Source organism: Aeromonas veronii (assembly GCF_040215105.1).
GTDB lineage: Bacteria > Pseudomonadota > Gammaproteobacteria > Enterobacterales > Aeromonadaceae > Aeromonas > Aeromonas veronii_G.
The window spans coordinates 4152033-4178332 of record NZ_CP157875.1 but is presented as its reverse complement, the minus strand read 5'-3'; the positions used below and the strand labels follow the sequence as shown (position 1 = coordinate 4178332).

Sequence of the window (26300 nt, the reverse complement as noted above, 5' to 3'; positions counted from 1 at the left end):
AGGGCCAAAAATTTTTTCGCAGCGAACCATTATGACTACCCAGTTCACCAAGTGCCTGTTGGCCGCATTTCTCTCCCTTGGGTTGGGCGCCTGTGGTCTGACGGGGCCGCTCTATATGCCGCCCCCCGAGCAAGCCGCTCCTGCCGAGCAGCCTGCCCCCGCCAAGCCCGAGACAGAGAGTACACCGCAAGCCACCTCGTCTGCGACCGCCAAACCGGCCTCCGAGGCCGCGCCGCAATAATTTAGGAAGGAACCGCCCCCTTGGATCACTTTAACTACGACGCCGACGGCCAGTTGCAGGCCGAGCAGCTGCCCCTGCAACAACTTGCCGAGCAGTATGGTACCCCGCTCTACGTCTACTCCCGTGCCACCCTGGAGCGCCACTGGCACGCCTTCGATCAGGCGGCGGGCGACATCCCCCATCTCATCTGCTACGCGGTCAAGGCCAACTCCAACCTGGCGCTGTTGAACCTGCTGGCCCGTCTGGGATCCGGGTTTGACATCGTCTCCGGCGGGGAACTCTCCCGGGTGCTGGCGGCGGGCGGTGATCCGGCCAAGGTGGTCTTCTCCGGCGTAGCCAAGAGCGAGGCCGAGATGCGCCTCGCCCTGGAAAAAGAGATCCTCTGCTTCAACCTGGAGTCCGAAGCCGAACTGGAGCGTCTGAACCGGGTGGCGGGTTCCATGGGCAAGATCGCCAGGGTGTCGGTTCGGGTCAACCCGGACATCGACGCGGGCACGCATCCCTATATCTCCACCGGCCTCAAGCAGAACAAGTTCGGCATCCCCATCGAGCAGGCTCCCGCCATCTACCGCAAGGCGGCGGCCATGGCCCACATCGAGATCAAGGGGGTGGATTGCCACATCGGCTCCCAGCTGACTGAACTCACGCCCTTTATGGAGGCGGCGGACAAGCTGCTGCGGCTCATCGACGAGCTGGCGGCGGAAGGCATCCACATACATCATCTGGACGTGGGCGGTGGTCTTGGGGTCAACTACGGCGCCGAGCAGCCCCCTCATCCGAGCGAGTATGCCGAAGCCCTCAAGCGCAAGCTGGCGGGCCGGGATCTGACCCTGCTGTTCGAACCGGGCCGGGCCATCGTCGCCAACGCCGGAGTGCTGCTGACCAAGGTGGAGTTCCTGAAGCCGGGCGAGACCCGCAACTTCGCCCTGATCGACGCCGGCATGAACGATCTGCTGCGCCCCTCCCTCTATGGCGCCTGGATGAACATCATCGAGGTGGACAGCCGCGCGACCCACGAGAAGGCGCTGTACGACGTGGTGGGCCCGGTGTGCGAGACCGGCGACTTCCTCGGCAAGGAGCGTACCCTGGCGATCGGTGAAGGCTCGCTGCTGGCGGTACGCTCCGCCGGTGCCTACGGCTTCACCATGGCGTCCAACTACAACACCCGTCCCCGTGCGGCCGAGGTACTGGTGGATGGGGACAAGGCGTTCCTCATCCGGGAGCGGGAACAGCTGGCCGATCTCTGGCGCGGTGAGCACCTGCTGCCCTGAGTGCGCGGGCATTGCCGAGTTTTCCAGACGTTCCGCCGAATCGAGAGCGTGAGCCGTTGACCCGTCGCCGGTGTGGTGGGGATTTACTGCCCAAGGGGCACAGGAACGCAGGATGTTGATAGATTTTTCCAAGATGCATGGGCTGGGGAATGACTTCATGGTGGTGGACGGCGTCACCCAGAAGGTGTTCTTCAGCAACGACGTCATCAAGAAGCTGGCGGATCGCCATTTCGGGATCGGCTTCGATCAGCTGTTGCTGGTGGAGCCTCCCTATGATCCCGAGCTCGATTTTCACTACCGGATCTTCAATGCCGATGGCAGCGAGGTGGAGCAGTGCGGCAACGGTGCCCGCTGTTTCGCCCGCTTCGTGCGCCTGAAGGGGCTGGTCAACCGGGACAAGATCGCGGTCAGCACCGCCCGTGGCCGCATCACCCTGCAGCTGGAGGGGGAGAACCAGGTCACGGTCAACATGGGGGTGCCCCAGTTTGAACCGGGCAAGGTGCCGTTCCGGGCCCAGAAGGCAGAAAAAACCTACCTGCTGCGCGCGCAGGAGCATACTGTGATGTGCGGCGTGGTCTCCATGGGCAACCCCCATTGCGTCATCGAGGTGCCCTCGGTGGAGGAGGCCCCCGTGCTGACCCTGGGTCCCATCATGGAGCGTCACGAGCGTTTCCCCGAGCGGGTCAACGTCGGCTTCATGGAGATGGTCAACGCCAGCGAAATCAAGCTGCGGGTGTTCGAGCGCGGGGTGGGGGAGACCCTGGCCTGCGGCACCGGTGCCTGCGCCGCCGTGGTGATCGGCATCAGTCAGGGCAAGCTCAAGGAGCGGGTCACCGTCACCCTGCCGGGGGGCAAGCTGACCATCGCCTGGAAGGGGCCGGGTCAGCCGGTCTACATGACGGGGCCGGCCGAGCATGTGTTTGATGGTCAGATAGAGTTGTAGGCGACTTGCTGGCATGAGGGAGGGTCAGCCCTCCCCGTCACGATAATGTCGGGGCCCTGCGCCCCTTTTTCAGATGGATCAACCAAGTTATGAGCGAACTCAAACGGCAGGAATCACTGATGGATGAAGCCACAGTGCTGGAGTACCTGGCCCGTTATCCCGAGTTTTTCCAGCGTCATGCCGCCATGCTGGATCGCATTCGCATTCCCCACGAGCGCAAGGGCAGCGTCTCCCTGGTGGAACGCCAGATGGACAGGCAGCGAGAGCGCATCGAGCAGCTGGAGCAGGAGATCACCGAGCTGATGGGGATCGCCAGCGAGAACGAGCGGATCTTCAAGATCTATGCGGATCTCTACGGTGAACTCTACGGCTGCCAGAGCCTGTTCGAAGTCAGCGCCGTCATGGGCAAGGCCTTCGTGCAGCGCCTGCGCCTGACCGGAGTACGGCTCTGGCTCAACCCGAAACGCTTCCCGCTGAGCGGCCCGGAGCAGCGCTTCCTGGCGGAGGGCAAACAGCTCGATCAACTGCTGGGTCAGCGCCTGCCGGGGACAGACTATTATTTCGGCCGGCTGAATCAGGGCGAGAAACAGACGCTGTTTGGTAGCGATGTCCTGGTCAATTCTGTTGCCCTGATGCGGATTGGCGATCTGGGTGTGCTGGCCTTCGCCAGCTCGGATCCGGGCCACTTCACCCCCCACACGGATACCCTGCTGCTGGGACAGCTCGGCCGCCTGCTGCAACTGCGCCTGCCCGAGATCGGCCGTGGCTGAGGCTCCTGGCGCCGCCGATGCCCTGCCTGCCACCCTGGCTCAGGCGCTGACGGCCTTTATCGAGTATCTGCGAGTCGAACGTCAGCTCAGCCCCCACACCCGCAGCAACTACCAGGCTCATCTGGAAGCCATGACTGCCGAGCTGGCGCGTCTCGGCCTGACCGACTGGGCCAGGCTGGAGGTGAGCCAGGTGCGCAGCCTGGTGACCCGGATGCACAAGGCGGGGCTGGCGCCTCGCTCCCTTGCCACCAAGGTCTCGGCCCTGCGCAGTTTCTGCGACTGGCAGGTTCGCCAGGGGCGGCTGGCGGCCAATCCGGCCCGCGGCATCGTGACCCCCAAACAGGGGCGCCCCCTGCCCAAGAACCTCGACGTGGACGAGATGTACCAGCTGCTCAACATCACCGACGAGCAGGATCCGCTGGCGGTGCGGGATCGCGCCATCATGGAGCTGATGTACTCCTCCGGTCTGCGTCTGGCCGAACTGGTGGGGCTCAACCTCGCGGACATCAAGCTCGATGATCGTCAGCTCAGGGTGACCGGCAAGGGATCGCGAGAGCGAGTACTGCCCATGGGGCGCATGGCGGTGGAGTGGCTGCAGAAGTGGCTCAAGGTGCGCCCCTTGCTGGCGGGAGACGAGCTGGAGGCGCTGTTCGTCTCCAAGCGCAAGCAGCGGCTGTCGGCGCGCTCCGTGCAGGAGCGGCTCGATGGCTGGGGCAACAAGCAGGCGCTCAACGCCCACGTTCATCCCCACAAGCTGCGTCACAGCTTCGCCACCCACATGCTGGAGAGCTCGGGGGATCTGCGGGCGGTGCAGGAGCTGCTGGGTCACGCGGATCTCTCCACCACCCAGATCTATACCCACCTGGATTTCCAGCACCTGGCCAAGGTGTATGACGGTGCTCACCCTAGAGCCAAGCGGGATCCGGGTTCAGAGGAAAACGAATAAGGGGGCAGCCCAGCCACCCAAGGAGAGTCCATGCAGTTCTATCGCCGCTGGCAGCCGGTGGCCGCCATCTCGTTCGATCTCGACGACACCCTTTATGACAACGGCCCCGCCATCACCCGTGCCGAGCAGTGGATGCTGGCTCACCTGCGCAGTGAATACCTGGCGACCGCCATGCTCGACAAGGCGGGCTGGCTCGCCCTCAAGCGCGACCTGCTGCTGGCGCGCCCCGAGCTGCGCGACGACGTCAGCCTGGCGCGCGAGCAGGGGATCTGCGCAGCCCTGATGCAGGGGGGAATGGCACGGCAACAGGCACAGCGAGAGGCCAGGGCGGTGTTCGCCGGCTTCCTCGCAGAGCGTTCGAAGATAGCGGTCAGCGACGAAACCCACGCCCTGCTGGACCGCCTTGCGGCGCGCTACCCCCTGGTGGTGATCACCAACGGCAACCTGGATCTGGTGCAGGCCGGGTTGGCGGACTACTTCACCCTGGTCTGCAAGGCCGGGCTGGGCGCCCGGATGAAACCGGCCCCCGACATGTTTCTGGCGGTGCAGGCGGCCCTCAAGCTCTCCCCCGAGCGGATCCTGCACGTGGGGGATCACCCCGAGAGCGATGTGCTGGGTGCCCGATTACACGGTTATCGGGCCGCCTGGCTCAACGAGGGCGGCCGGTCAGCTCAGGGCTTGCGACTGTTGCCGGATGTTGAGCTGAGTGCCCTCGACGAGCTGGCTACCCTGTTGCTCTGAGGGGCGCGGCCGATAAGCAAGATACCGTTTCCGGTGCCTGTCATGGGGCCTGGCGCGGGGTGATTATCTTTGGCACAAGTAGATGAAGGAGCGGCGGGTTTGAACTGCATGAAGAGAGGCATCTGGTTGCTGATGCCCATGGTGCTGGCGGGGTGCGATCTGCTGAGCGATCACTACCGGATGGAGTTCCGAGATGGATCCTGGCGGGAGATCACCATTTCCCCCTTCTCCGACGAGGCTACCTGGCGCGAGGGCTGCGCCACGGGAGAAATCCAGGTGGACATGACGCTGCCCCTGAAGCGGGGCAAGGTGGTCGACGGTCGGGAGCAGCTCCTGATTGGGGGTGAGCTGTTCGAGCTGGAAGAGACCAAGCTCTATCGCGGCAACGGCATGGTGCTCGGCCAGGCCCCGGATCACGTCCAGCGGGGTCTCAAGGGGCTGGATGTGTGCCGCACCCTGCGCCCCGATCGCGGGGCGCTGCCGAGGCTCAAAGCCAAGGGCTTTGGCGATTAACCTAGCTGCTGCCTGCGCTCGCGGCAGGCGGCCCCGAAGGCCTCGAACAACTTGATGGAGTGGGGGTTCTCGCTCGCCTTCCACTCCGGATGCCACTGCACCGCCAGGGTGAACTGGGGCAGTTCGGGGGCATGGAGGGCTTCAATCAAACCATCCTCGGCATAGGCCAGCGGGGCCAGCCCCTTGGCCAGCGTCTTGATCCCCTGACCGTGCAACGAGTTGACCGGGATCCGCTCCTCTCCCATCAGTTTGGCAAACCAGCTGCCAGGCACCAGGCTGACCTGATGGCTGTGACCATACTGATCCTCCACCGTATCCTCCGCATCCTCCCGGTGATCCGCGTAGCCGGGCTCGGTATAGACCTTCTGATAGATGTCGCCACCCAGGGCCACGTTGATCTCCTGCATGCCGCGACAGATGCCGAGCAGAGGCAGACCCCGGTCGATGGCGGCCCGCACCAGGGGAATGTCGAACAGATCCCGGTCCCTGTCCTGGGGCTTGTCCGGGGTCAGGTTCTCCTGACCGTAGAGGGCGGGATCGATGTTGGAGCCGGCACCGCTCAGATAGACGCCGTCCGCCAGATCCAGGTATTGCTCCAGGTCTTCGGCGCCGCAGCAGGTGGGGACCAGCAGGGGCACGCAGCCGCTGATCTCCACCAGGGGCTTGATGTATTTGTGGGTCATCACCTGATAGGGGTGGCCGTTACGGGGCTGGGCCCCCATGGTCATCAACACGACGGGTTTGGCATGGGATCGGGAGGGGTTGGGCATAGGTCACCTGGCTATCCTTGGCTGTGGTGTCTCATCCTGCGCCTTGGGAAGGCCCTTTCCACTGGGTGGCGACAAGGGCATGCCTCAAGGCATGGTCATGGGATCCGGGGTCGTGCCGGGGTGCCAGAATCGTCGGTCAGCCTGGGCGATGACAGCCTGGATCCTGATCCCAGTCTGCCAAGGCCGTTCAATATGTCAAACGAAATGATGCGATTATGTTAATTTTGATAAGGTGGGAGCCAGCTCGAGTCCCGTTATCAGGGGGCTGAAGGGGTGATGGTGTGAGAGGGGGTGACCATAATGGTGGATATATTAAACATGCAGGCTGGGTGGTGAAAAATGTGGGGCACCCTGGGTGCCCCGGCCAGGATCACGCATTCAGGATGAACTGCTCAATCACCTTGGCGACCCCGTCCTCGTCATTGCGGCTGGTGGTGTGCTGCGCCAATTGCTTGATCTCGTCGGTGGCGTTGCCCATGGCGACCCCGAGTCCGGCGTATTCGATCATGTGGCGATCGTTGCCCGCATCCCCCACGGCGATCACCTCGCTGGCGTCGATGCCGAGGTGTTCCGCCAGGGCGGCGACCCCGGTGCCCTTGTTGCTCAGCTTGTTCATGAACTCGAGGAAGTAGGGGGAGCTGCGCACCACGGTATAACGCTCATAGAGCTCGGCAGGCAGCTGGGCGATGGCGCGGGAGAGCTGGGGCTCCGGGTCTATCATCATCACCTTCATCACCTGCTCGTCGGCGGGCAGGGTGGCGAAGTCCACCAGGTTGATGGGCATCTTCACCAGTCGGGATTCGTGTTCGGTATAGGTGCTGACCCTGGGGCTGATGAGTCCCTGACGCACGGAGAAACCGTGGATGTTGACCCCGAGTTCATCCGCCAGATGGGCGATGGCGCTGGCGTCCTTGCCGGTCAGCAGCTGGCTGCGGATGATGCGCTGATCCGAGACTTTCTGTACCAGGGCGCCGTTGTAGCAGATGACGTAGTCATCGGGGCCGGTGAGGCCGAGTTCGGCCAGATAGGGGGTCATGCCTTCAAGTGGGCGACCCGAGGTCAGCACCACGGTGACGCCCTTGGCGCGGGCTGCCGTGATGGCGGCGTGGGTGCGGGGGGTGATGCGGCCCTCTGGGTTCAGCAGGGTGCCATCCATATCCAATGCGATCAGCTTGTACATCTTCTCACTACCTGAGTCTGGCTGGCCCGCCCCATGGGGCCAATGGGCTGTCGAGTGTAGCGAAAATCACCGTCGGGATCACGCCACGCGGTGGGGGACGCCGACGACAGATAGCGTTGGGATCAGCGCTGGCCCTGATAGGGGGTCAGTTGCAACTGGTCGTCCCGGATGGCGAAATGGATGGGGCCGTGCTCGATGTCGACCCTGTTGTGGTGGTGAGCCATCTCCACCTCGACCCCGGGGAAGAGACGCTGGGTGGCGATGATGTCCATCTTGGCCATCAGGGCCTGCAGCTCGATCTGGGCCGTCGCCAGCTGCTCGTCCAGAGACCGGCTCTCGTCGAGCTGGCGGGTGCGGATCTCCTTGATCTTCTGCAGGGTCTCGGGGTTGCGCTTGTCGTGGGGCAGTTGCAGCAGCCGCAGTATGAGATCCTGCAGTTTGTCGAGCTGTTCCCGGCAGGCCTGCTTGCGCTGGCGCAGGGCCTGCTCCTGTTCCTTGTGGCTGAAGTAGCCACCGAGGATCTGCAGCCGGGTGCGATTCGCCGCCGAGGCGCCGAGCACGGGAGCCATGATCAGCCGGTTGGCGATGTTGATCCCCCCGATCAGGTGGCCCTTGCGCATGGCGCTGTCTCCCACCTTGAGATCCTGGCCGCTGCGGCAATAGCTGTGGCTGAGCTGGCTCTGGATATGGATGTCGCCATCGGCCTCCAGCCGTGCGTACTGAGCATAGCTGGCGTGGATCTCGCCACCGGCATAGAGGTGGCAGAGGTATTCGTCGTTATCCTGCTTGCGGCCGATGACGCCGCTGCGCACCGTGATGGTTCCCCCCGATTCGATATAGCCCCCCTCGACGAAGCCGCCGATCACCACATCGCCGCTGGTCTTGATCCGCATGCCGGGCATGACGTCGCCGGTGACCAGCAAGGATCCCTCGAACATGACGTGACCGTGGCGGATATCCACCTGCTTGACGCTCAGCACCTCGTCGACCCGCATGCCCGCCCGCTCCTGACAGGGCAAGCCGGGCCGGGTCGCCAGTAGCAGATCCGGATCCTCGGGGGAGAAGCAGCTGCCTTCCCCCGCCACCATGGCGCTCTCCTTGCCCGCCTTGGCGGGCAGGGGCTGGCCGGTCACCGTGAAACCGTCGATGCCCCGGGTGGCAGGGTGGCGCCGCATCAGCTGGGAGCCCGCCTTGACGGTCAGCAGGGTGCCCAGGTCGCGCATGTCCACCTTGCCGTGATCCCGCTCCTGGGGTTTGAGGATCCGCTCCGCTGCCGTCTCCACCAGTCGCTCCAGCCGGGTATCCAGCCCGTGCTCGGCGGCCTGGCCAAGGGCGATGACAGGGTTGATCTGGCTGCCGGGAGCCGCCTCCCTGGCCGCCTGCACGGCGGCAAGCAGCCTGGCCGGATCCACCCCGCGCTTGATCTGGCTCTCCGCCAGGGCTTGTTGCAACTGCTCCAGGGTCAGGGGCTTGCCCCCCCAGTCTGCGGTGATCTGGGCCCTGGCGCTCATCAGATCCTTCTCGACCTGCAGCAGCAACCTGGCGTCCTGGCGCTGGGCGATGGGGACGGGGGCATGGGAGGGGGCATCGGGATTGTCTTGCAGGGCGCCGAGCAGGGTGACCGCTTGCCGGATCCCTTCGGTGAGGGGTTGGTAGCGGCGACAGTTGGAGGCCCGCAGCAGGCCAAGCACGTCGGCCTCAGCGACGGGGTAGGTGAGTCCGGGGGCGATGCGCAGACAGACATAGGTCATGTCCGCCGACAGCTGAAACCACGTTTTGTCTAACACCGGGTACCTCCTTGTCTCTCCTTCGCCAGCGTCCCTGGCGCTCTGCGCTGGCGGCAAGGGATGCTGCCTGAACGGCCCTGAATCGCAGTATTCTGATATTTTTCTTTTTAGGTCAACGAGCTGAATGCAAATGAGTGAGCTGGCTTGAGGAAAAAAATACTGACAATGGATATGCTGGCGACAGTCATGCATCAACGCCCACCCCGGGCGGCCCCTGCCGGGTCAGACTCGGGTGCCGGGCCAAGGAGCCCCTATGCTACGTCACTGCCTGCTCTTCATTCCCCTGCTGGGTCTGCTCGGCGCCTGCCAGCCTGACCACCGCGGCGAGGCGCTCGGCACCCTGGAGCGGGACAGAGTACTGCTCACCGCCACCGCCAACGAGATTGTCCGCGCCCTGCCGGTGGCGGAGGGCAGCCGGGTGGAGGAGGGCACGGTGCTGGCCCGGCTCGACGACAGCCGCCAGCAGGCAGTACTGGCCCGGGCCCGTGCCGAGGAGGCCAGTGCCCGGGCGGCCCTGGCCCGCATGACCAATGGCGAGCGGCCGGAGGACATCGCCGCCGCCCGCGCCAGCCTGGACAAGGCCCAGGCGACCCTCAAGGAGAGCGAGCGCAGCTTCCAGCGTACCGAACGGCTGGTGCGGCAGAAGCTGCAGAGCCCCTCGGAGCTGGACAAGGCCCGCGCGGAGCGGGATGGCGCCCTGGCCGAGCGGGATGGCGCCCGCCAGCAGCTCGACAAGCTGACCCGGGGCGTGCGGGCGGAGGACATAGACGAATCCACTGCCAAGCTCGAAGCGGCCAGAGCGGATGTATTGCTGGCAGAACGTGAACTGGCAGATCTCACCGTGGTCGCCACCCGCAGCGGACGCCTCGACAGCCTGCCCTACAACCTCGGCGAGCGGGTCCCGGTCGGTGCCGTGCTGGCAGCCCTGCAGGCGGACAGTGCCCCCTACGCCCGGGTCTATGTGCCGGAGACCGCCCTGGCACATTACCCCGTAGGTCAGACCATGCGGGTGCGGGTGGATGGTCTGGCGGATCCCTTGAACGGCCGGCTGCGCTGGATCTCCCAGGAGCCCGCCTTCACCCCTTACTACGCCCTCAACGAGCAGGACAGGGCCAGGCTGGTCTATCTGGCGGAGATAGACTTGCCCGCGGCCCGGGACCTGCCAAGCGGCCTGCCGGTGCAGGCCGAGCCTGCCGATGACGGGGAGCCGTCCCATGAGTGAGGCATCCGTGGGTGAACTGGCCATCAGTGCCCGGGGGGTGAGTCGCCGCTTCGGTGACTTCCTCGCCGTGGACGGGCTGGCGCTGGCGGTGCCCAGAGGGCAGATCCAGGGGTTCCTCGGCCCCAACGGCTGTGGCAAGTCCACCACCCTGCGGATGCTGACCGGCCTGCTCACCCCATCCGAGGGGGAAATCGAGGTGCTGGGCCTCGCCATCCCGAAACAGGCGGAGGCACTGCGCCGCCGCATCGGCTACATGACCCAGAAGTTCTCCCTCTACGACGAACTCACCGCCTGGGAAAACCTGGAATTCATGGGGCGGATCCACGGCATGGGCAGCCGGGCCCTCGATGCCCGTCTGCACGAGCTGCTGGCGACCTATGAGTTGACGCCCTTGGCGCGGCGCCGGGCCGGGGCCATGAGCGGCGGTCAGAAGCAGCGGCTGGCGCTGGCGGCGGCGGTGATCCACCGCCCGGATCTGCTGCTGCTGGACGAGCCCACCTCGGCAGTGGATCCCCAGAACCGGCGCGACTTCTGGGAGAAGCTGTTCGACCTGAGCGAAGGGGGTACCACCATCCTGGTCACCACCCACTACATGGATGAAGCGGAGCGTTGCCACGGCCTAGCCATCATGGAGGCGGGCAAGGTGCGCGCCCAGGGCTCCCCCCTGGCGCTGATGGAGGCCATGAACACCCAGGTGGTGGAGGTGCAGGCCCCGGATCTGCGGCTGCTCAAGCAGCAACTCTTGCAACTGGTGCCGGTGCGATCCGCCGCCCAGCTCGGCCAGCGGCTGCGAGTGCTGGTGGACAAGGATCTGGCGGATCCTGTCTCCTGGCTGCGGCAGGCCTGCCCGGCCCTGGCGAACGCCAGTCTGGTGCCGGTCAGACCCAGTCTCGAGGATGTGTTCGTCAGCTGTACCGGACAGGAGCGCAGGGCATGAACAGCTTGCAACAGCTCTGGGCCATCACCCGGAAGAAGCTGAGACCGCTGGCGCGGGACAGGCTGACGGTCGGCAACGTGGTGGTGATGATCCCGTGGATCTTTGCCGAAGGAGCGAACCCATGAACAGCCTGAGACGGCTCTGGGCCATCACCCAGAAGGTGCTGAGGCAGCTGGTGCGGGACAGGCTGACGGTCGGGATGGCGGTGATGATCCCGTGGATCTTTGCCAAAGGAGCGAACCCATGAACAGCCTGAGACGGCTCTGGGCCATCACCCAGAAGGAGCTGAGGCAGCTGGCGCGGGACAGGCTGACCTTCGGCATGGTCGTCATGATCCCCCTGCTGCAACTGCTGCTGTTTGGCTATGCCATCAACACGGATGTGCGCCAGATCCCGGCCGGGCTGGTGGACATGAGCGAGAGCGTGCCGGGGCGGCTGCTGGTGGAGGCGGTCAGGGCCACCCAGGTGGTGCAGATCGAGCGGCGCTACGTGGGCTTGCAGGAGGCGGAAGCCGCCCTGACCCGGGGGGAGGTGCGCGCCGTGCTGGTGCTGCCCCGGGATCTGGCTCGCCGCCTGAGCGATGGGGAGAGCGCGGGCCAGTGGCTGGTGGATGGGTCCGATACCGTCATCGCCAATGCCCTGCTTGGGCTGCGCGCCATGCCCCTCAGTGGACTCAAGCCGGGGGCCGAACGTGCGCCCCCCACCTTCGAGACGGTGCTCTACTTCAACCCCTCCCGCCGGGCGGCGGTCAACATAGTGCCCGGCCTGCTCGGGGTGATCCTCACCATGACCATGATCATGTTCACCTCGGCGGCCATCGTGCGGGAGCGGGAACGGGGCAACCTGGAGCTGCTCATCACCACCCCGATCAGCTCGCTGGAGCTGATGATCGGCAAGATCCTGCCCTACATAGTGGTGGGGCTCGTCCAGGTGGTCATCATCCTCGGCCTTGGTCATCTCATCTTCGCGGTGCCCATCAACGGTGCCCTGAGCCAGGTGCTGCTGGCGACTCTGCTGTTCATCGCCGCCAGCCTGACCCTGGGGCTGCTCATCTCCACCCTGGCCCAGACCCAGTTGCAGGCGATGCAGATGACGGTGTTCATCCTGCTGCCCTCCATCCTGCTGTCGGGTTTCATGTTTCCCTACGAGGGGATGCCGGTGCCGGCCCAGTGGGTGGCCGAGGTGCTGCCCGCCACCCATTTCATGCGGCTGATAAGGGGCATAGTGCTGCGGGGGGGTGACATGGGGGATCTGTTGTCGGACGTGCTCTGGCTGGCGGGGTTCACCCTGCTGATGCTGACCCTGGCCGCCCGTCGCTTCAAGAAGAGCCTGGACTGATTGGAGCTCGGCCAGCGCCCTCGGGCTGGTCGACCCCCTTGTTTGGTGGTGAATTTGGCGCCGTATGAGTCAACATTGGCCTGTGGAACGGGTATTTTGTGGAATAAATGACTGCAAAAACTGGGAATGAGCAACATTCATCTTGCTCATGACCCGGGGAGGGGTGCTAATCTGCCGCCCGGTCTCATCGGGCCAGTATCCCCTCCGCCCATCTCTTGCTCCATCGACGCCCATCATGACCGCCCAAGGCCACCTGCTGTTTGCCGTAACCTGTACCCTGATTGCCCACAAGCTGGAGCTGACCCCGGCCCTGGCCGATGCCAGCCTCTGGCAGCTGGTGCCGCTCGCCCTGGCCAGTGCCCTGCTGCCGGATCTCGATCACCCCAAGTCCCTGCTGGGCCGCCAGTTGCCCTGGATCTCGGGGCCGCTGTCGCGCCTGTTCGGCCATCGCGGCTTTACCCACAGCCTGCTGGCGGTCGGGGTGGGGATCTGGGGGCTGGCCCAGTTTCAGGGGCCGGAGATTATCTCGGTGGCGATGAAGGATGCCCTTATCGTGGGCTACCTGAGCCATCTGCTGGGGGATTGGCTCACCCCGGCGGGGATCCCGCTGTTCTGGCCCCTGCGTCGGCGCTTTCGCCTGCCCGGCCTGCCCCTCAAGAGCGGGGGCGGCTACGAGGCGGCGTTCTGTCTGCTGACCCTGGCGCTGGCGGGCTACTGGGTTCATGGCGGTCAGGGGCTGGGTACCCTGGCCGCCCTGCTGCCGAGGCTCTGAGCCCGGTCGATGACCTAGTCCCGGCGCAGGGCGCTGCGGGTCAGGGTGAGATAGTCCGCGATCACCGGCAGCCCCAAGAGGTGGCGACGCAGCATGTCGAGGGCGGCGAAGGCGAGGATCCGGCGCCCGCTGTCCGGATCCGGGTGGCGGACCTTGAGGGTCTGGCCCATCACCTGGCCATGGGCGCACAGCAGCAGGGGCACACCGTCCGATCCCGCCCGCCCTATGGTGAGACTGAGCCCCGTCTCTGCACGCTTCAGCTGTTCCAGCTCGCTGGGGAGCTGCGGGTCGAAATGCGCCTGCAGTTGGGGATAGTCGTGGCAGAGGCCGAGCAGGGCACCCCGGCTCTCTCCCTCGCAGAGCGTCAGTGGCTGGTCTCCGAGCAGAGCCAGGATCTGACTGGCCGGCTCCTCGTTCCCCCGTCCCACCAGCCAGGGGGAGATCTCCCCAAGCAGCCGCGCCTCGGCGGCATCCAGGTCGGCGGCGCTCGCCCCGTGACCGATGAGCTTGAGCTCGATGAGCGGCATGGCGGAGCGATAGCCAAGCTCCACCCCCGCTGGCCAGGGGGCGGCATCCAGCCGGTCTGACAGGGCGGATTCCGAGACGCCGAAGCTGTAGAAGCGGCGCAGCTCGGTGTCGGTCTGTTCCCCGGCCAGCGCCTTGAGGAGTGGCACTATCTGCTCGCGCACCATCTGCTTGAATTCGAACGGCACACCCGGGGTGAAGAACAGCTGGCTCTGGCCGTGGCTAGCCGGGTGTCGCACCACAAAACCGCAGGCGGTGCCCACCGGGTTGTCCAGGATCTCGCAGCCTTGAGGCAGATGGGCCTGCTTGGCATTGCTGGCGGGCATGGGGATGCCGCGGGCCGCGTAACGGGCCTCCAGGGTGGCGAGCCAGTCCGGATGGAGGGTGAGCGGCTGCTCAAAGGCCTCGGCCGCCGCCTGGGCGGTGAGATCGTCGGCGGTAGGGCCGAGCCCGCCGCACACCAGCACCACCTCGGCGCGCTCGCTGCTCTCTGCGAGCACCGCCTTCAGATCCGCCAGGTTGTCACCGACGGTGGCGCGGCGGCGCACCTGCCAGCCCTGTTCCAGCAAGAGGGCGCTGAGCCAGGCGGCGTTGGTGTCCACCACCAGGCCGGTGACGATCTCGTCCCCCGTGCTGATTATCTCGATGCGCATGCAGACTCCTGAGGTCGATGATGAGCCGCGCAGCTCAAGGCTTGGCGTGCTCGAAGTAGTAGCTGATCCGGGTGCGCGGGTTCAAATACTCGAACACCGCCGGTGGCAGCCGTTTGGGGTGGATCACCTTGGCGATGGTGAGCTCCGCCTGCTCGAGATCGATGATGGCGGCCTCCTGGCGCGGGATGCGCGGATCGTACACCAGCACGGCGGGGTAGAGCAGACGGGCGCTGTTGACCGACATCACCAGCCCGACCTGGCCGTTGGAGAGCTGCACCACGCTGCCCGGCGGGTAGATCCCCATCAGCCGGATCAGCATGCCGAGGTAGTCGATGTTGAACTGCCCCTTGCGCAGCTTGTAGAGGTTGCCGAGGGCGGAGTAGGGCACCTTGGCCTGCAGGTGGCAGAGGTTGTCGTACTCGTTGACCAGGGAGACTATCTGGGTCAAAGGATCGAGCTGCGCCCCCTTGACCCCCTCCGGGCCGCTGCCATCCAGATATTCGTGGTGGTGGCGCACTATGCTCCTGGCCTGCTCCGGGAAATCCTTGGCGTGGCTCAGGAGATCCAGGCCGAAGCGGGGATGCTGGGCCATCAGATTCTGCTCGGGTCTGGTGAAGGGGCCGCGTTTGCGCAGCAGCTGGCTCGGCAGCTTCAACTTGCCGATGTCGTGGAACAGCGCCCCCATGCCGACCTGGCGGATCGCCTCCGCCGGCAGCTTGCACTCCCTGGCCAGCAGCATGCTGAGCACGCTGACGTTGAGGGAGTGGAACTGCAGGCTGTTGCCATCCTCGCTGTCGGAGACCAGGTGCAGCACCATCTCGTCCACCGACAGCAGCTGCTCCGTCATGGCGTTGATGAGCTCCCGGGCCTCGCCGATGGCGTTGAGGGGTCGGGACTGGATCTTGCCCATCAGGCTGCGTACCTGGGCCAGGGATTGCTGGAACTGCTTCTCGCACTGCTGCAGATCCCGGCGATAACGCTGCAACTGCTCGATGCGCCTGGCCTTCTCCTGCTGCATCTCCTGCTGGCGGTTGGCGAGGGCACCGCCATCGGCTGATGGGGGAGCGACCTGGTCGAGGGGTTTGGGGGGCGTATCGCTCTTGTCGGGGATGATGGTGACCAGTTTGAGGCCGAGCCGGCGGATGAGCGCTATCTCCTGTTCACTCTTGAGTTTGAAGCTGGAAAACAGGAAGGGGTGTTCGCGCCAGCCCAGTGGCAGGGAGACATAATTGCCGACTTGCAGCCGATCTACCGAGATCTTGATACCTGTCATGGGCTTGGGCATGAAAAACAGAGTGAAGTCGTATGCTAGTCAAAGGGCGGAATGAAGAAAAGCTATCTGATGACAGGGCGGGCGCTTTATTATAGGCTTCTAGATGTCCAGACATGTTTACCGATGCAGTACAGGGAGTCAGTATGCCGATCAAGATCCCGGACCAGTTGCCCGCCGCCGAAGTGCTGGGGGAAGAGAACATCTTCGTCATGACGGAATCCCGGGCCGTCACCCAGAACATCCGCCCCCTGCGGGTGCTCATCCTCAATCTGATGCCCAAGAAGATAGAGACCGAGATCCAGCTGATGCGGATGCTCTCCAACTCGCCGTTGCAGGTGGACGTGGATCTGCTGCGCATCGACGACAGGGAGTCCAAGAACACGCCCCAGGCGCACCTCGAGAACTTCTATCACGACTTCGAACAGGTGCGGGGCAACAACTACGACGGCATGATCATCACGGGGGCGCCGCTCGGGCTGGTGGAGTTCGAGGAGGTGGTTTACTGGCCGCGCATCGTCGAGATCATCGAGTGGTCCCATCGGCATGTGACCTCCACCCTCTTCCTGTGCTGGGCGGTGCAGGCGGCCCTCAAGGCGCTCTACGGCATGGAGAAACAGACTCACGGCGAGAAGCTCTCCGGGGTCTATCGTCATCATCGTCTCGATGAGCACGAGCCGCTGCTGCGGGGCTTCGACGACGAGTTCGTCGCCCCCCACTCCCGCTATGCGGCGTTCGATGGGGATCTTATCCGCGCCCACACGGATCTGCAGATCTTCGCGGAGTCCGAAGAGGCGGGGGTCTATCTGGCCGCGACCAAGGATTGCCGTCAGGTGTTCGTCACCGGTCATCCTGAATACGACGCCCTGACCCTGGACGGAGAGTATCAGCGGGATCTGGCGGCCGGGCTCACCCCCGTCGTGCCGGTCAACTACTACCCGGAGGGCGATCCGACCCGGACGCCGCGAGCCAGCTGGCGCAGCCACGGCCACCTGCTGTTCTCCAACTGGCTCAACTACTACGTCTACCAGCTCACCAGCTACAAGGTGGAAGACATCGGCAAGGTGTTTACTTACCAGCCGCCCAAGCCTTGAGGTGCCAACGGCCGGTCTATCCGCTATCCCGAAGAGACAGTGGGCCTGCGAGCAGTCCGGCGGTTGAATTGCCTCAGTCCGCCAGCCGAGCTCCCCAGCCATCGAGCCAGAGGCGGTGGCTGCCCAGGGTGAATGCCCTGGGGCGGTGGGCCCGGACGCAGGCCATGGCCTCCGGTTGTGGCTGGCCCAGCGCCATCAGCAGGGCGGCCGCCACCAGACCGGTACGACCACTGCCGCCGCGGCAGTGAATGGCGACCTGTTTGCCGTCTCGCAGCAAGGAAATGAGCTCCGGTAGCAACTGGCGCCAGGTCTGTTCGAACTGGGCATCCGGCGCCTCGTCGTCCCGAATGGGCAGATGGTACCAGGCCATGCCCCTGGCCTCAGACTCGGCGCCGAGCCGATGCAGGCCCTGGGCCGCCAGCTCGTCGGCGGTGACCAGGGTGATGAGCGCTCGGGCACCGGCCAGCTGCAACTGGCTCAGGGCGTGCGGGGCGGACACCTGCTGGGTGCCGGGGCAGGGGGTCAGCAGCAGTTGGCCGTCGAAACGGGGGACATCCAGACTCCAGAACGGATGGGAGGGGTGCATGGGGTTCCTTGTGAGGGGTCGATAGGTGTTGAACGACGCTGTCGGTGCCAGGCCCGAGTGCGGCAAAGCATAGAGGCAGTGATTGCCATGTCAATGAGCGTTGTGTTCGGCCCGGATTACGGGCAGAGTCTTAAAAAAATCGAGTGATGCAAGGAGTGAAGATGAGAAACCTGGATCAACTGGACTTGGACATCCTGGCCCACCTGTTTCGCGATGCGGGCATGACCAACAAGGACCTGGCCGCCCTGGTCGGCGTGGCGCCCTCCACCTGCCTGGAGCGGGTGCGCAAACTGCAACAGGACGGGGTGCTCAAGGGGGCGCACTGCGAGGTGGACTATCAGGCGCTGGGCGGTCATATCCAGGCCATGGTTTCCCTGCAACTGGCCCGCCACAGCCGGCAGATCATCGACGCCTTCCGTGACGCCATCCTGGCCCTGCCCGAGGTGATCAGCCTGTTCCACATGGGGGGCAAGGACGACTTCCTGGTGCATCTGTGCGTCGCCGATACCGAGCACCTGCGCAACTTCGTGTTCGATCACTTCACCGCCCGGGAAGAGGTGGTGCATCTGGAGACGTCCCTGGTGTTCGAGCACAAGTTCAGCCGTTCACTCCCCTGCTTCTCCCCCTCCTGATTAGCATGAGGAAATAAAAAACCGCCAAATGGCGGTTTTTTTGTCTGTAAAATCGCATCAGTTCAGCACAAGGCGACTGTCAGGCGCGGTCCGGTAGAGCCCCTGCTGATAGGCCAGGCTGCCCCAGAGCACCAGTCCCAGCGCCGCCTCCTTCATGGCATCCGGTTGCGCAGCCGGAGTGAGCCGCTGGCTGGCCGGGTCATATTCATACCCCTCGGGCGCCCGTTCCGGTTGCAGGATCACCACGTCGTTGCCCCTCATCAGGGCGAAGTTCTTGTCGTACTGCATGAGGGCGCGCCCCGGCCAGTCTGCCGGTATCTGGGTCAGATCCTTGCCCAGCATGGGGTAGTCGGCGCTTATCCCCATCAGGGAGAGCAGGGTCGGCGCCATGTCTATCTGGCTCACGATGCGCGGATCCTGGCGCGGGGTGATGCCCTCGCCGACGATGACCCCGGGGATGTGGAAGCGGGGAATGGGCACCAGGCTGGCACCGCCGACCCGGCTGTCGTGATCGGCGATGACCAGGAACAGGGTGTCCTTCCAGTAATCCGATGCTCTGGCTTTCTTGAAGAACTCGCCGATGGCATAGTCCGCATACTTGGCGGCGTTGTTGCGGGTCTGCTTGGGCTGCTCATAGAGGTCGATCCGGCCATCCGGGAACTCGAACGGATCGTGGTTGCTGGAGCTGAACACCAGGCTGAAGAAGGGCTTGCCCTCCTTGCTGAGAGCCCGGAAGGTCTCGTCCGCCTTGGCCATCAGATCCTCGTCAGAGGCGCCCCATGAGCCTTCGAACACCGGGTTCTTGAAGTCCTTCTGCTCGACGATGTGGCTGAAGCCGTTGCCGAGGAAGAAGCTGCGCATATTGTCGAAGTGGCTCTCGCCGCCATAGATGAAACTGGTGCTGTAGCCCCGCTGCCGCAGCAGATCGGCGATGGTGAAGAAGTTGGTCTGGCTCTTGCCGAGCTTGACCACGGCCTGGGCCGGAGTTGGCGTGAAACCGGTCAGCACGGCCTCTATGCCGCGCACTGAACGGGTGCCGGTGGCGTAGAGCTGGTTGAAGGCCCAACCCTCCTTCGACAGGGCATCGATGTTGGGGGTCAGCGGCAGGCCGCCGAGGGAGCCGACGAACTGGGCCCCCAGGCTCTCCTGCAGCAGGATCACCAGATTCTTCGGCTTGCCGGTATGGCTGGCCTCGTTGAAGCTCTGGCTCGGCAGGGTTTCGGAGTTGAAGTCCTGGCTCGGGCGCCCGCTCTCCTCGCGCACCAGCGCCAGGATCCGCTGCTGGGGCAGCTCGCCGTAGAACTCGCTGGCGTTCTCCTCGGCCCCCATCTGCTTGATGGCGAAGAACAGGGAGTAGGAGGAGTTGACCACCAGGGCGTTGATCAGAGGATCGCTGGCGAAGGCCACCATGGCCGGGTTGAGGGCGCGGTGACCCAGGCTGGAGCGGGCACCGAGGAAGCCGATGGCCAGGATCAGCAGGGCAAAGGCGGGCCGCAGATACCAGCGCGGGAAGCTGAGGTTGCGGATCAGGCGACCCCCGAGCCACCAGCCACCAGCCAGCACGCCCGTGCTGAACACCAGGGCCAGCAGCAGCTCCCCCTTGCGGCCGGCCCACAGCATGGCCAGCACCTCTTTCGGATAAATGAGGTATTCGATGTAGAGGCGATTGGGGCGCACTCCGTACTCGGTGACGAAAGAAGGGGTGGAGATCTCGAGGAACAGCATCAGCCAGAGCCCCAGGGTCAGCCAGAGCCGGATCAGCTGCATCCAGGCTCGGCCGAGGGCATGGGGACCGGCCAGCAGCAGGGTAAAGACGGCGGGGACGCCCCATACCCAGCACAGGGTGGCGAAGTCGACCCTCAGGCCTTGCAGCAACATCTGAGACCAGCCGTTGACCGCCTCAACCCGCTCCTGTTGCCAGAGCCCGAGCCCTATCCGGCTCGCGGAGAGGGCAAATAGCGCGATCACTGAAAACACGGCAATGGGCCAAAATGGGCCCAGCCAATTCCTTATCTTTGTCATTGTTTTTCCTGAAAAAAGCCTGTCTGTTAAGCCCATCCGGGGCCATTTTTATGATGTTGCAAACGTATGACAGTGGCGGTTCGATAAGGTTGCGGCAAGGGGAAGGAAAATTTGCTGGGAGCGGGGTGGTTGCCGGTTTTACTGGGCAATCTCACGCAAAATGACGGTATAAACGGCTGATTGAAACGTGATGGGCATCACAAAGCATGGGGCGCGCTTCACTATAATGGCGCCGGAATCTCTCGAATGGAGCCGAGATCATGCCGGTCTTTCTGGATGTGGAGTATCTGCAGGGATGGTGTCTGTTTGTGGTGCTTTCGGACGGAACCACGGGGGCGCTGGACTTGACCCCCTGGCGTGAGCAACCCCTGTTTGCCACCCTGGACACGGAACGACGTTGTGCCCGGGTCTTCATCAATGATCGCCATCAGCTGGCCTGGCCGGGAGGCTGCGTGCTGGCCGCTCACGAGGTCTATCACCTCATCACCCCCATCGACGAGCGCGAGGCGTTCAACAGCCGTAACCTGCACTGAGCCGGCAGCGCTAACACGCTGAACCAGATAACGTTTTCAGTCACAGACCTCCTTCTGTCCGCTGGTTAATATGGCATCAGTACGGCGCACCCTGCGCCGATACCTCCACAGCGGGAAGATAACAATGAAACAGGGAAAGTTGCGCCATGGCGCCCTATTGGGGGCAGCCATGCTCCTCTCTGCATGCGGCAGTGGTGGCGGCAGCACAGAGACTGAGACCCAGCCGCCGGTGGTCAATCCACCTTCTCCTCCTGCCTCCGCCAGGGCTTGCTATGGCACGGATCTGGCCGCTTGCAACCTGCGGATCTACCAGGTGATGGTGGAGTCCTTCGTCGACGGGAATGGGGCTGCCAACTACGGGGTCGGCTATGGCCCCTCCCGGCACAACGGGGATCTGCAAGGGATCATCCAGAGCCTGGATCACATCAAGAGCCTCAACGTCAACGCTCTCTGGCTCACTCCGGTGTTTGACTCCTGCGCCGGTCAGGGCGGGGACGACAGGCTGGATGCCACCGGCTACTTCGCCTGCGACTTCTTCAACGTCGATCCCAATTTCGGCACCAATGCGGAGCTCAAGACCCTGGTGGACGAGGCCCACAAGCGGGGGCTCTATGTCCTGCTCGATGGGGTGTTCGGCCACGTCAACACAGTCGGGGTGAGCAAGCCTTCCCCCGAGGGACGTCTGCCTGCCCTCAAGAGCGGCGGCGCCGGGTATCCGGGCCAGCTGGTGGATTACGGCAAGCCAGAGAGCCTCGCCTACTTCAAGGAAGTTGCTCGCTATTGGGTCGAGCAGTACGGCATCGATGGCTGGCGCCTGGATCAGGCCTATCAGCTCGGGCTGGACGACTGGCGCGCCATTCGCACCGAGGTGGAGCAGGCGAGCGCGGCTCGCAAGGCCGCAGGTCAGCAGTGGGGCACCCTGGGCTACCTGGTGGGGGAGGTGTGGAAGGGGGCGGACGAGATCCGAAGTGAAGCCTATGGCCCGAGCGACAAGCCGGCACTCCCCTCGGCGTTCGACTTCCCCCTGCGTTACGGCCTGGTGCAGGCCCTGGCGGTGGAAGAGTCCGGCAAGGGCGGGCAGGGGGCTGGTGTGCTCGATGCCAGCTGGAACAAGGTGGAGAACTACCCCAGCCACGCCATGCCGAACCTGATGCTGGGCAACCACGATCTGGTGCGCTTCGGTGACCTGCTCCAGCGTGGCAACTTCGATCCGGCGGGCTACTGGCTGCGCCACAAGGCGGCCCTGAGCTTCCTCGCGGCCCGCTCCGGTCCCATCACCCTCTACTACGGGGAGGAGTTTGGTGACGAGGTGCCGGGCTTTGCCAAGCAGGTGAGCGGCGACTGCGCGGCCCAAGGGCTGTGCGATGATCACGTGGCTCGCAGCGACGGCAAGGTGCCGGGCGTCACCGATTTCGTGCCGAGCAGCGAACAGGCGGATCTCAAGGCCTGGCTCGGCCAGCTGCTGGCCCTGCGCGCCGCTCACCCCGCCCTCTATCAGGGGGAGCGGGTCAAGCTGGTGGCCGATGGCAGCGTCTACGGGGACATCAAGCAGACGGCAGCCGAGCAAGTCGTCTACCTGCTCAACGTCTCCAGCACGCCTCAGAGCTATGGGGTGCCGGTCGGCAAGCTGCGCAGCGGCAGTGCCCTGGTGGATCTGCAAAGCGGCGAGCGGCTGGCCATCGGAGGCAGCAGCGTGACCGTCGAGCTGCCGCCGCTCAGCGGACGCTTCCTGTTGCTGCAATAGCGCGCCACCTCGCACCTTTACCCCAACAACAAGCAGGGCTCCGATATGGAGCCCTGCTGCATGGTTCCGGTTTCGCCGGCACTCGCTATTTCTCGATGCCGCTGCCGAGCTCATCCCTGTGGTTGCGGGCGGGAGCATGACCGTTGCCGCTGCGCCACAGCTCCAGTCTGTCGTGTACCCCGCGGCGCAGACTCTTGAAGCTGCTCTCCAGGTAGTGCACACCCACCAGGATCCCCAGGGTGACGCCGGTGAGCAGCAAGGCCTGGCGCAGCAGCTCCATGCCGATGAGGGCGCCGAGGGCGGCCAGCATCCAGATGGTGGCTGCCGAGGTGACGCCCTGCACCTGGCCGTCCCGGGTCATCATGACCCCGGCGCCGAGAAAGCCGATACCGGTGATGAGCTGGCCCAGTACCCGAGCCTGATCGGCGGCCACCGTGCTGACGGTGGCCCCGATGGCGAGAAAACAGTATGTACCGAGGACGATGAGGGAGGAGGTGCGGATGCCGACCGGCTTGCCGTGAAGCTGGCGCTCCAGCCCCACCAGACCGCCGCACACCAGGCAGGCCAGGATATTCTCCCAGCCGAGGGGCGCTATGTCCCACCACTGCGTTGTCATCATGTTCACCTCTGCGTTCGATGCTTGTTATCCGAGCGCGCCCTGTCCCCGGTTTTCCAGTCGCTGCCGGAAGGCCCTGGCCAGGCGCTCATAGAGGTCCTTTGCCTCCTTGTCTTCAATATCGCCACGGATCCAGGGATTGTCGATGATTTCCAGCAAGACGCAGTCCCGTCCCTGCTGGCGCAGATCGACGCCGAACAGGCCGTTGCCGAGTTGATGGACGGCGCGGCGGGCGGTCTGCAGCACGCGCTCCGGCACCTCGGTGAGGGGCAGGGCCTCGATGCGGCTCATGTCGAGGGGGTGCTTGCGACGACGGATGCGGTTGCCGGGCTCGGGCCGGAAGCGGCGACAGGCGAACAGCGGCGAACCGTCGAGGAAGCCGATGCGCCAGTCGAACTCGGCGGGGATCCGGCTCTGTACCAGCAGCAGGGCGGAGCGACCGAGCCCCTCGTCCAGCAGACGCGCGAGCTGGATCTCGTCGCTTGCCATGGCGAGATCCCGCCCCTGGGCGCCGTCGGGCACCTTGACGATCAGCGGCAGACCGAGCCGTTGTACCAGTTCGTCCACATGGTGGCGGCCACGGCGGGTCACCACCATGGTCGGCGGCATGGGGACGCCGCTGCGTACCATCAGCTCGTACAGATAGAGCTTGTTGCTGCAGGCGAGGATGGCGCGGGAACTGTCGATCACCGGCATCTTGAGCTGTTCGGCGCGGCGGGCGAATTCGAAGGTGTAGTGACCCACCGCCGTCTCGGATCGCAGCCAGAGGGTGTCGAACTCAGGCAGCCTCTCGATGGCCGAGGGTGCCAGGATCTCGGCCTGGATCCCCTGGGCGGCGGCGGCCTGAATGAAGCGGCGCAGGGCCAGTTCGTCGCTGCTGGCACGGCCGTCGTTGGGATCCACCAGGATGGCGAGTTGATAGAGGGGGGCCGCCTGCTCTTCGTCAGCGGCCCCCACCAGCGCCTGGGCATGTTGCAGCATCAGCTCCCGCTCGCCCTGGCTCAGTTCCAGTGGTGACAGGCTCTGCTGCTGGCGCACCGACCAGCCGTGGCGACCGCGCTTGAGGGTCAGCTCCTGCAGCGGCAGCTGGCTCAGGCCGTAGTAGTAGCGGGCCAGCCCTGCCAGCTCGCTCTGCTCGCACTGCCCGAAGATGGCGCGTACCCGGATCCTGTCCTCGCTCTGGCGGCTCAACCAGCCCTGCAGCTTGCGCCACAGCTTGGCCGGCGGTTGCTGGGGTTGCAGCACGCTGATGGCCTGCAGCCCCGGCAGACAGTGGTGGCTGCGGGCCTGGGCCAGCAGGGAGCAGTAGTAGCCGGCACTCAGGTGTTCCAGGCTGCGACAGAGGTTGATGATGCGGGGGCGACCACCCGTGGTGGGCAGGCCGTGCTGCAGGTAAGTGCGGGCGGTCAGCAGGTAGTCGGCATGGCAGGGCCAGTCGCCGAGCTCCTCGACGATGACATAGGTACTCATATTTTCGGCTCCACAAAAGGACTGCCCGGATGGCAGTCTCCCCAGTGGGCTTCGATGCACCGACAAGCACGACAATGGCGCGAGGGGAAACAAGAGGTTACAGTGCCTAATCATCTGCCTTGGTAACTTGTGATACAAGTCGCATTTTTGGTGCTGAGGATAAATAACCGAACGAGGATAACGCCTTGTTGACCCTACGGGCCGCCCACCCCGACGATCTGGGCGCCATCACCCGGCTGGAGCGCTACTGTTTTTCCCCCGAGGTCGCCTTCGGCCGCAGCCGCTGGCACTATCTGCTCAACCAGGCCAAGGGCCGCACCCTGCTGCTGGAAGACGACAAGGCCCAGTTGATGGGCTATCTCTGCGTGCTGGAGCACAGGGGCTGGGATCGGCTCACCATCCAGACCCTCGCCATCCGCTGGACGGTGCGCCGCCAGGGCTGGGCCCGCCGCCTGCTGGAGCAGGTAATCGCCGAGGGCAGGGCCGCAGGCTGGGGGGCCATCCGCCTCGAGGTGTCCGATGCCAACCCCGAGGCCGGCGCCCTCTACCACGAGCTGGGCTTTCGCTCCCGCCTCAGGCTGCCGGATTATTACGGGCCGGGTCAGCATGCACACCGGTTGGTGCTGGTGCTGCAAGCGGAGCAACGGGACAACCCATGAGCCGGGATGCCCAGAAACCGAGGGATGACACATGAGCTGTGATGACTGCCTCGCGACCAGCATCCGCGCCAAGCTGGGGCGCTGCCCGGTCTGCGCCGCCCAGACCCTCCTCATCGGGGCCATCGGCTGGCTAGCCTGGGGGTGGCTGGGGGCCGACACCTCGGTCAATGCTCTCACCGCCCTGCTGTTTGCCCTGGCGGGCTCCGGCCTGTTCGGGCTGCACCTGCTGGCATTTCTCTGGCGACGCTTCGCCAAGCCGGCGGGAGATGAATGAATTCTTTTAGCTATCAATTAGATAAATGACAATGGAGGTTCCGATGATTGCAATGGTAACGGGCGCGTCGTCCGGTTTTGGTGAGTCCATCAGCCGCTTGCTGGTGGGCGCCGGTTATAAGGTGATCGGCACCGGTCGCCGTGCCGAGCGGCTGGCCAGCCTGGCCGGGGAGCTGGGGGAGAACTTCCTGCCCCTGGTGTTCGACGTGCAGGACAAGGCCGCCACCCGCGCCGCCATCGCGGGCCTGCCCGCCGAGTGGCAGCAGGTGGATCTGCTGGTCAACAACGCCGGCCTGGCACTCGGGCTCGAACCCGCCCACAAGGCGGCTCTGGAGGATTGGGAGCAGATGATCGCCACCAACATCAGCGGCCTGACCCTGCTCACTCGCCTGCTGCTGCCGGGCATGGTGGAGCGCAATCGCGGCCACGTGGTGAACATCGGCTCCATTGCCGGCACCTACCCCTATCCGGGCGGCAACGTCTACGGCGCCACCAAGGCGTTCGTGAAGCAGTTCAGCCTGAACCTGCGGGCGGATCTGGCGGGCACCGCCATCCGGGTCACCAATGTGGAGCCCGGCCTGTGCGGCGGCACCGAGTTCTCCAACGTGCGCTTCCACGGGGATGACGCCAAGGCGGCCTCCGTCTATCAGGGGGTGAAGTCCATCCAGCCGGAAGACATCGCCAATACCGTGCTCTGGGTCAGCCAGCAGCCCGCCCACGTCAACATCAACAGCATCGAGATCATGCCGGTGGCCCAGACCTTCGGGCCGCTCCATATCAGTCGCCACTGAT

At 64.8% G+C, this 26300-nt stretch carries 29 protein-coding genes; 20 read left to right on the top strand and 9 right to left on the bottom strand.

Annotated features, from left to right (window positions below; genetic code table 11):
• The first annotated feature begins 31 nt into the window (after positions 1-31).
• From lptM to ABNP46_RS19300, 7 genes are all read left to right on the top strand, one after another.
• Positions 32-241 (top strand): LPS translocon maturation chaperone LptM, encoded by a 210-nt coding sequence (gene lptM / locus ABNP46_RS19330; protein ID WP_349919980.1) that lies wholly within the window; start codon positions 32-34, stop codon positions 239-241.
• Between the two features lie 20 nt (positions 242-261).
• Entirely contained in the window at positions 262-1512 is a 1251-nt protein-coding gene (gene lysA / locus ABNP46_RS19325) for a diaminopimelate decarboxylase (protein ID WP_349919978.1), read from the top strand.
• 112 nt (positions 1513-1624) lie between these two features.
• The gene (dapF, locus tag ABNP46_RS19320; protein WP_349919977.1) at positions 1625-2455 is read left to right on the top strand and encodes a diaminopimelate epimerase; all 831 of its coding nucleotides are present in this window, start codon (positions 1625-1627) and stop codon (positions 2453-2455) included.
• An 89-nt stretch (positions 2456-2544) separates the two neighbouring features.
• Positions 2545-3225 carry a DUF484 family protein gene (locus ABNP46_RS19315; protein ID WP_349919975.1) on the top strand — a complete coding sequence of 227 codons (681 nt, stop codon included), beginning with the start codon at positions 2545-2547 and terminating at the stop codon, positions 3223-3225.
• On the top strand, positions 3218-4171 hold the full coding sequence (gene xerC / locus ABNP46_RS19310; RefSeq protein ID WP_349919973.1) for a tyrosine recombinase XerC: 954 nt from the start codon (positions 3218-3220) through the stop codon (positions 4169-4171). Before ABNP46_RS19315 ends, xerC begins: the two co-directional genes overlap by 8 nt.
• Before the next feature lie 30 nt (positions 4172-4201).
• Positions 4202-4912, top strand: coding sequence for an HAD-IA family hydrolase (locus ABNP46_RS19305; protein WP_349919971.1), 711 nt, complete (start codon positions 4202-4204; stop codon positions 4910-4912).
• A gap of 108 nt (positions 4913-5020) precedes the next feature.
• Entirely contained in the window at positions 5021-5425 is a 405-nt protein-coding gene (locus ABNP46_RS19300; RefSeq protein WP_349919969.1) for a hypothetical protein, read from the top strand.
• On the opposite strand, the gene ABNP46_RS19295 is transcribed toward ABNP46_RS19300, so the two are convergent.
• The 3 genes from ABNP46_RS19295 to ABNP46_RS19285 all read right to left on the bottom strand — a co-directional run bounded on the left by ABNP46_RS19295 (position 5422) and on the right by ABNP46_RS19285 (position 9162).
• The gene (locus tag ABNP46_RS19295) at positions 5422-6195 is read right to left on the bottom strand and encodes a gamma-glutamyl-gamma-aminobutyrate hydrolase family protein (protein WP_349919968.1); all 774 of its coding nucleotides are present in this window, start codon (positions 6193-6195) and stop codon (positions 5422-5424) included. The genes ABNP46_RS19300 and ABNP46_RS19295 overlap by 4 nt on opposite strands.
• A gap of 370 nt (positions 6196-6565) precedes the next feature.
• Positions 6566-7375 (bottom strand): sugar-phosphatase, encoded by an 810-nt coding sequence (yidA, locus tag ABNP46_RS19290; protein ID WP_349919966.1) that lies wholly within the window; start codon positions 7373-7375, stop codon positions 6566-6568.
• Between the two features lie 122 nt (positions 7376-7497).
• The gene (locus ABNP46_RS19285; RefSeq protein WP_349919965.1) at positions 7498-9162 is read right to left on the bottom strand and encodes a DUF342 domain-containing protein; all 1665 of its coding nucleotides are present in this window, start codon (positions 9160-9162) and stop codon (positions 7498-7500) included.
• Between the two features lie 253 nt (positions 9163-9415).
• On the opposite strand from ABNP46_RS19285, the gene ABNP46_RS19280 reads away from it, so the two are divergent.
• From ABNP46_RS19280 to ABNP46_RS19255, 6 genes are all read left to right on the top strand, one after another.
• Complete coding sequence (locus ABNP46_RS19280; protein WP_349919964.1) at positions 9416-10384, top strand: HlyD family secretion protein; 969 nt, start codon at positions 9416-9418, stop codon at positions 10382-10384.
• 7 nt (positions 10385-10391) lie between these two features.
• Positions 10392-11321: an ABC transporter ATP-binding protein gene (locus ABNP46_RS19275; protein WP_349922584.1), complete on the top strand. Its 930-nt coding sequence runs from the start codon at positions 10392-10394 to the stop codon at positions 11319-11321.
• Complete coding sequence (locus ABNP46_RS19270) at positions 11318-11446, top strand: hypothetical protein (RefSeq protein ID WP_349919963.1); 129 nt, start codon at positions 11318-11320, stop codon at positions 11444-11446. The genes ABNP46_RS19275 and ABNP46_RS19270 overlap by 4 nt, the downstream gene beginning before the upstream one ends.
• Positions 11443-11568 carry a hypothetical protein gene (locus ABNP46_RS19265; protein WP_349919961.1) on the top strand — a complete coding sequence of 42 codons (126 nt, stop codon included), beginning with the start codon at positions 11443-11445 and terminating at the stop codon, positions 11566-11568. The genes ABNP46_RS19270 and ABNP46_RS19265 overlap by 4 nt, the downstream gene beginning before the upstream one ends.
• A complete protein-coding gene (locus ABNP46_RS19260) occupies positions 11565-12659 on the top strand; it encodes an ABC transporter permease (RefSeq protein WP_349919959.1) in 1095 nt (364 codons plus the stop codon). Before ABNP46_RS19265 ends, ABNP46_RS19260 begins: the two co-directional genes overlap by 4 nt.
• A gap of 235 nt (positions 12660-12894) precedes the next feature.
• Complete coding sequence (locus tag ABNP46_RS19255; RefSeq protein WP_349919958.1) at positions 12895-13431, top strand: metal-dependent hydrolase; 537 nt, start codon at positions 12895-12897, stop codon at positions 13429-13431.
• Positions 13432-13445: 14 nt separating this feature from the next.
• Here ABNP46_RS19255 and ABNP46_RS19250 read toward each other — a convergent pair whose 3' ends face one another.
• Positions 13446-14609 carry a CinA family nicotinamide mononucleotide deamidase-related protein gene (locus tag ABNP46_RS19250; protein ID WP_349919956.1) on the bottom strand — a complete coding sequence of 388 codons (1164 nt, stop codon included), beginning with the start codon at positions 14607-14609 and terminating at the stop codon, positions 13446-13448.
• Between the two features lie 34 nt (positions 14610-14643).
• On the bottom strand, positions 14644-15882 hold the full coding sequence (locus ABNP46_RS19245) for an HD-GYP domain-containing protein (RefSeq protein WP_349919955.1): 1239 nt from the start codon (positions 15880-15882) through the stop codon (positions 14644-14646).
• A gap of 143 nt (positions 15883-16025) precedes the next feature.
• Here ABNP46_RS19245 and metA point away from each other — a divergent pair, with 143 nt between their 5' ends.
• Positions 16026-16973 (top strand): homoserine O-acetyltransferase MetA, encoded by a 948-nt coding sequence (gene metA / locus ABNP46_RS19240; RefSeq protein WP_349919953.1) that lies wholly within the window; start codon positions 16026-16028, stop codon positions 16971-16973.
• Positions 16974-17046: 73 nt separating this feature from the next.
• Here the strand turns inward: metA and ABNP46_RS19235 are convergent, their stop codons facing one another.
• The gene (locus tag ABNP46_RS19235) at positions 17047-17559 is read right to left on the bottom strand and encodes a phosphatase domain-containing putative toxin (protein ID WP_349919951.1); all 513 of its coding nucleotides are present in this window, start codon (positions 17557-17559) and stop codon (positions 17047-17049) included.
• Between the two features lie 161 nt (positions 17560-17720).
• Here ABNP46_RS19235 and ABNP46_RS19230 point away from each other — a divergent pair, with 161 nt between their 5' ends.
• Entirely contained in the window at positions 17721-18191 is a 471-nt protein-coding gene (locus tag ABNP46_RS19230; RefSeq protein ID WP_349919950.1) for an Lrp/AsnC family transcriptional regulator, read from the top strand.
• Between the two features lie 57 nt (positions 18192-18248).
• Here ABNP46_RS19230 and ABNP46_RS19225 read toward each other — a convergent pair whose 3' ends face one another.
• On the bottom strand, positions 18249-20213 hold the full coding sequence (locus tag ABNP46_RS19225; RefSeq protein ID WP_349919948.1) for an LTA synthase family protein: 1965 nt from the start codon (positions 20211-20213) through the stop codon (positions 18249-18251).
• A 260-nt stretch (positions 20214-20473) separates the two neighbouring features.
• On the opposite strand from ABNP46_RS19225, the gene ABNP46_RS19220 reads away from it, so the two are divergent.
• Positions 20474-20746 (top strand): DUF2442 domain-containing protein, encoded by a 273-nt coding sequence (locus ABNP46_RS19220; RefSeq protein WP_349919947.1) that lies wholly within the window; start codon positions 20474-20476, stop codon positions 20744-20746.
• Between the two features lie 124 nt (positions 20747-20870).
• Positions 20871-22490, top strand: coding sequence for an alpha-amylase family protein (locus ABNP46_RS19215; protein ID WP_349919946.1), 1620 nt, complete (start codon positions 20871-20873; stop codon positions 22488-22490).
• An 85-nt stretch (positions 22491-22575) separates the two neighbouring features.
• Here the strand turns inward: ABNP46_RS19215 and ABNP46_RS19210 are convergent, their stop codons facing one another.
• Together ABNP46_RS19210 and ABNP46_RS19205 are read right to left on the bottom strand one after the other, a co-directional pair.
• Positions 22576-23109: an MgtC/SapB family protein gene (locus ABNP46_RS19210; protein WP_349919945.1), complete on the bottom strand. Its 534-nt coding sequence runs from the start codon at positions 23107-23109 to the stop codon at positions 22576-22578.
• A gap of 24 nt (positions 23110-23133) precedes the next feature.
• On the bottom strand, positions 23134-24576 hold the full coding sequence (locus ABNP46_RS19205; RefSeq protein ID WP_349919944.1) for a RimK family protein: 1443 nt from the start codon (positions 24574-24576) through the stop codon (positions 23134-23136).
• A 185-nt stretch (positions 24577-24761) separates the two neighbouring features.
• On the opposite strand from ABNP46_RS19205, the gene ABNP46_RS19200 reads away from it, so the two are divergent.
• The 3 genes from ABNP46_RS19200 to ABNP46_RS19190 are packed head-to-tail and all read left to right on the top strand — an operon-like array spanning position 24762 to position 26299.
• Complete coding sequence (locus ABNP46_RS19200; RefSeq protein ID WP_349919943.1) at positions 24762-25235, top strand: GNAT family N-acetyltransferase; 474 nt, start codon at positions 24762-24764, stop codon at positions 25233-25235.
• Positions 25236-25266: 31 nt separating this feature from the next.
• Positions 25267-25509 carry a DUF3624 domain-containing protein gene (locus ABNP46_RS19195; protein WP_349919941.1) on the top strand — a complete coding sequence of 81 codons (243 nt, stop codon included), beginning with the start codon at positions 25267-25269 and terminating at the stop codon, positions 25507-25509.
• Between the two features lie 43 nt (positions 25510-25552).
• On the top strand, positions 25553-26299 hold the full coding sequence (locus ABNP46_RS19190) for an SDR family oxidoreductase (protein ID WP_349919940.1): 747 nt from the start codon (positions 25553-25555) through the stop codon (positions 26297-26299).
• Position 26300 lies beyond the last annotated feature (1 nt).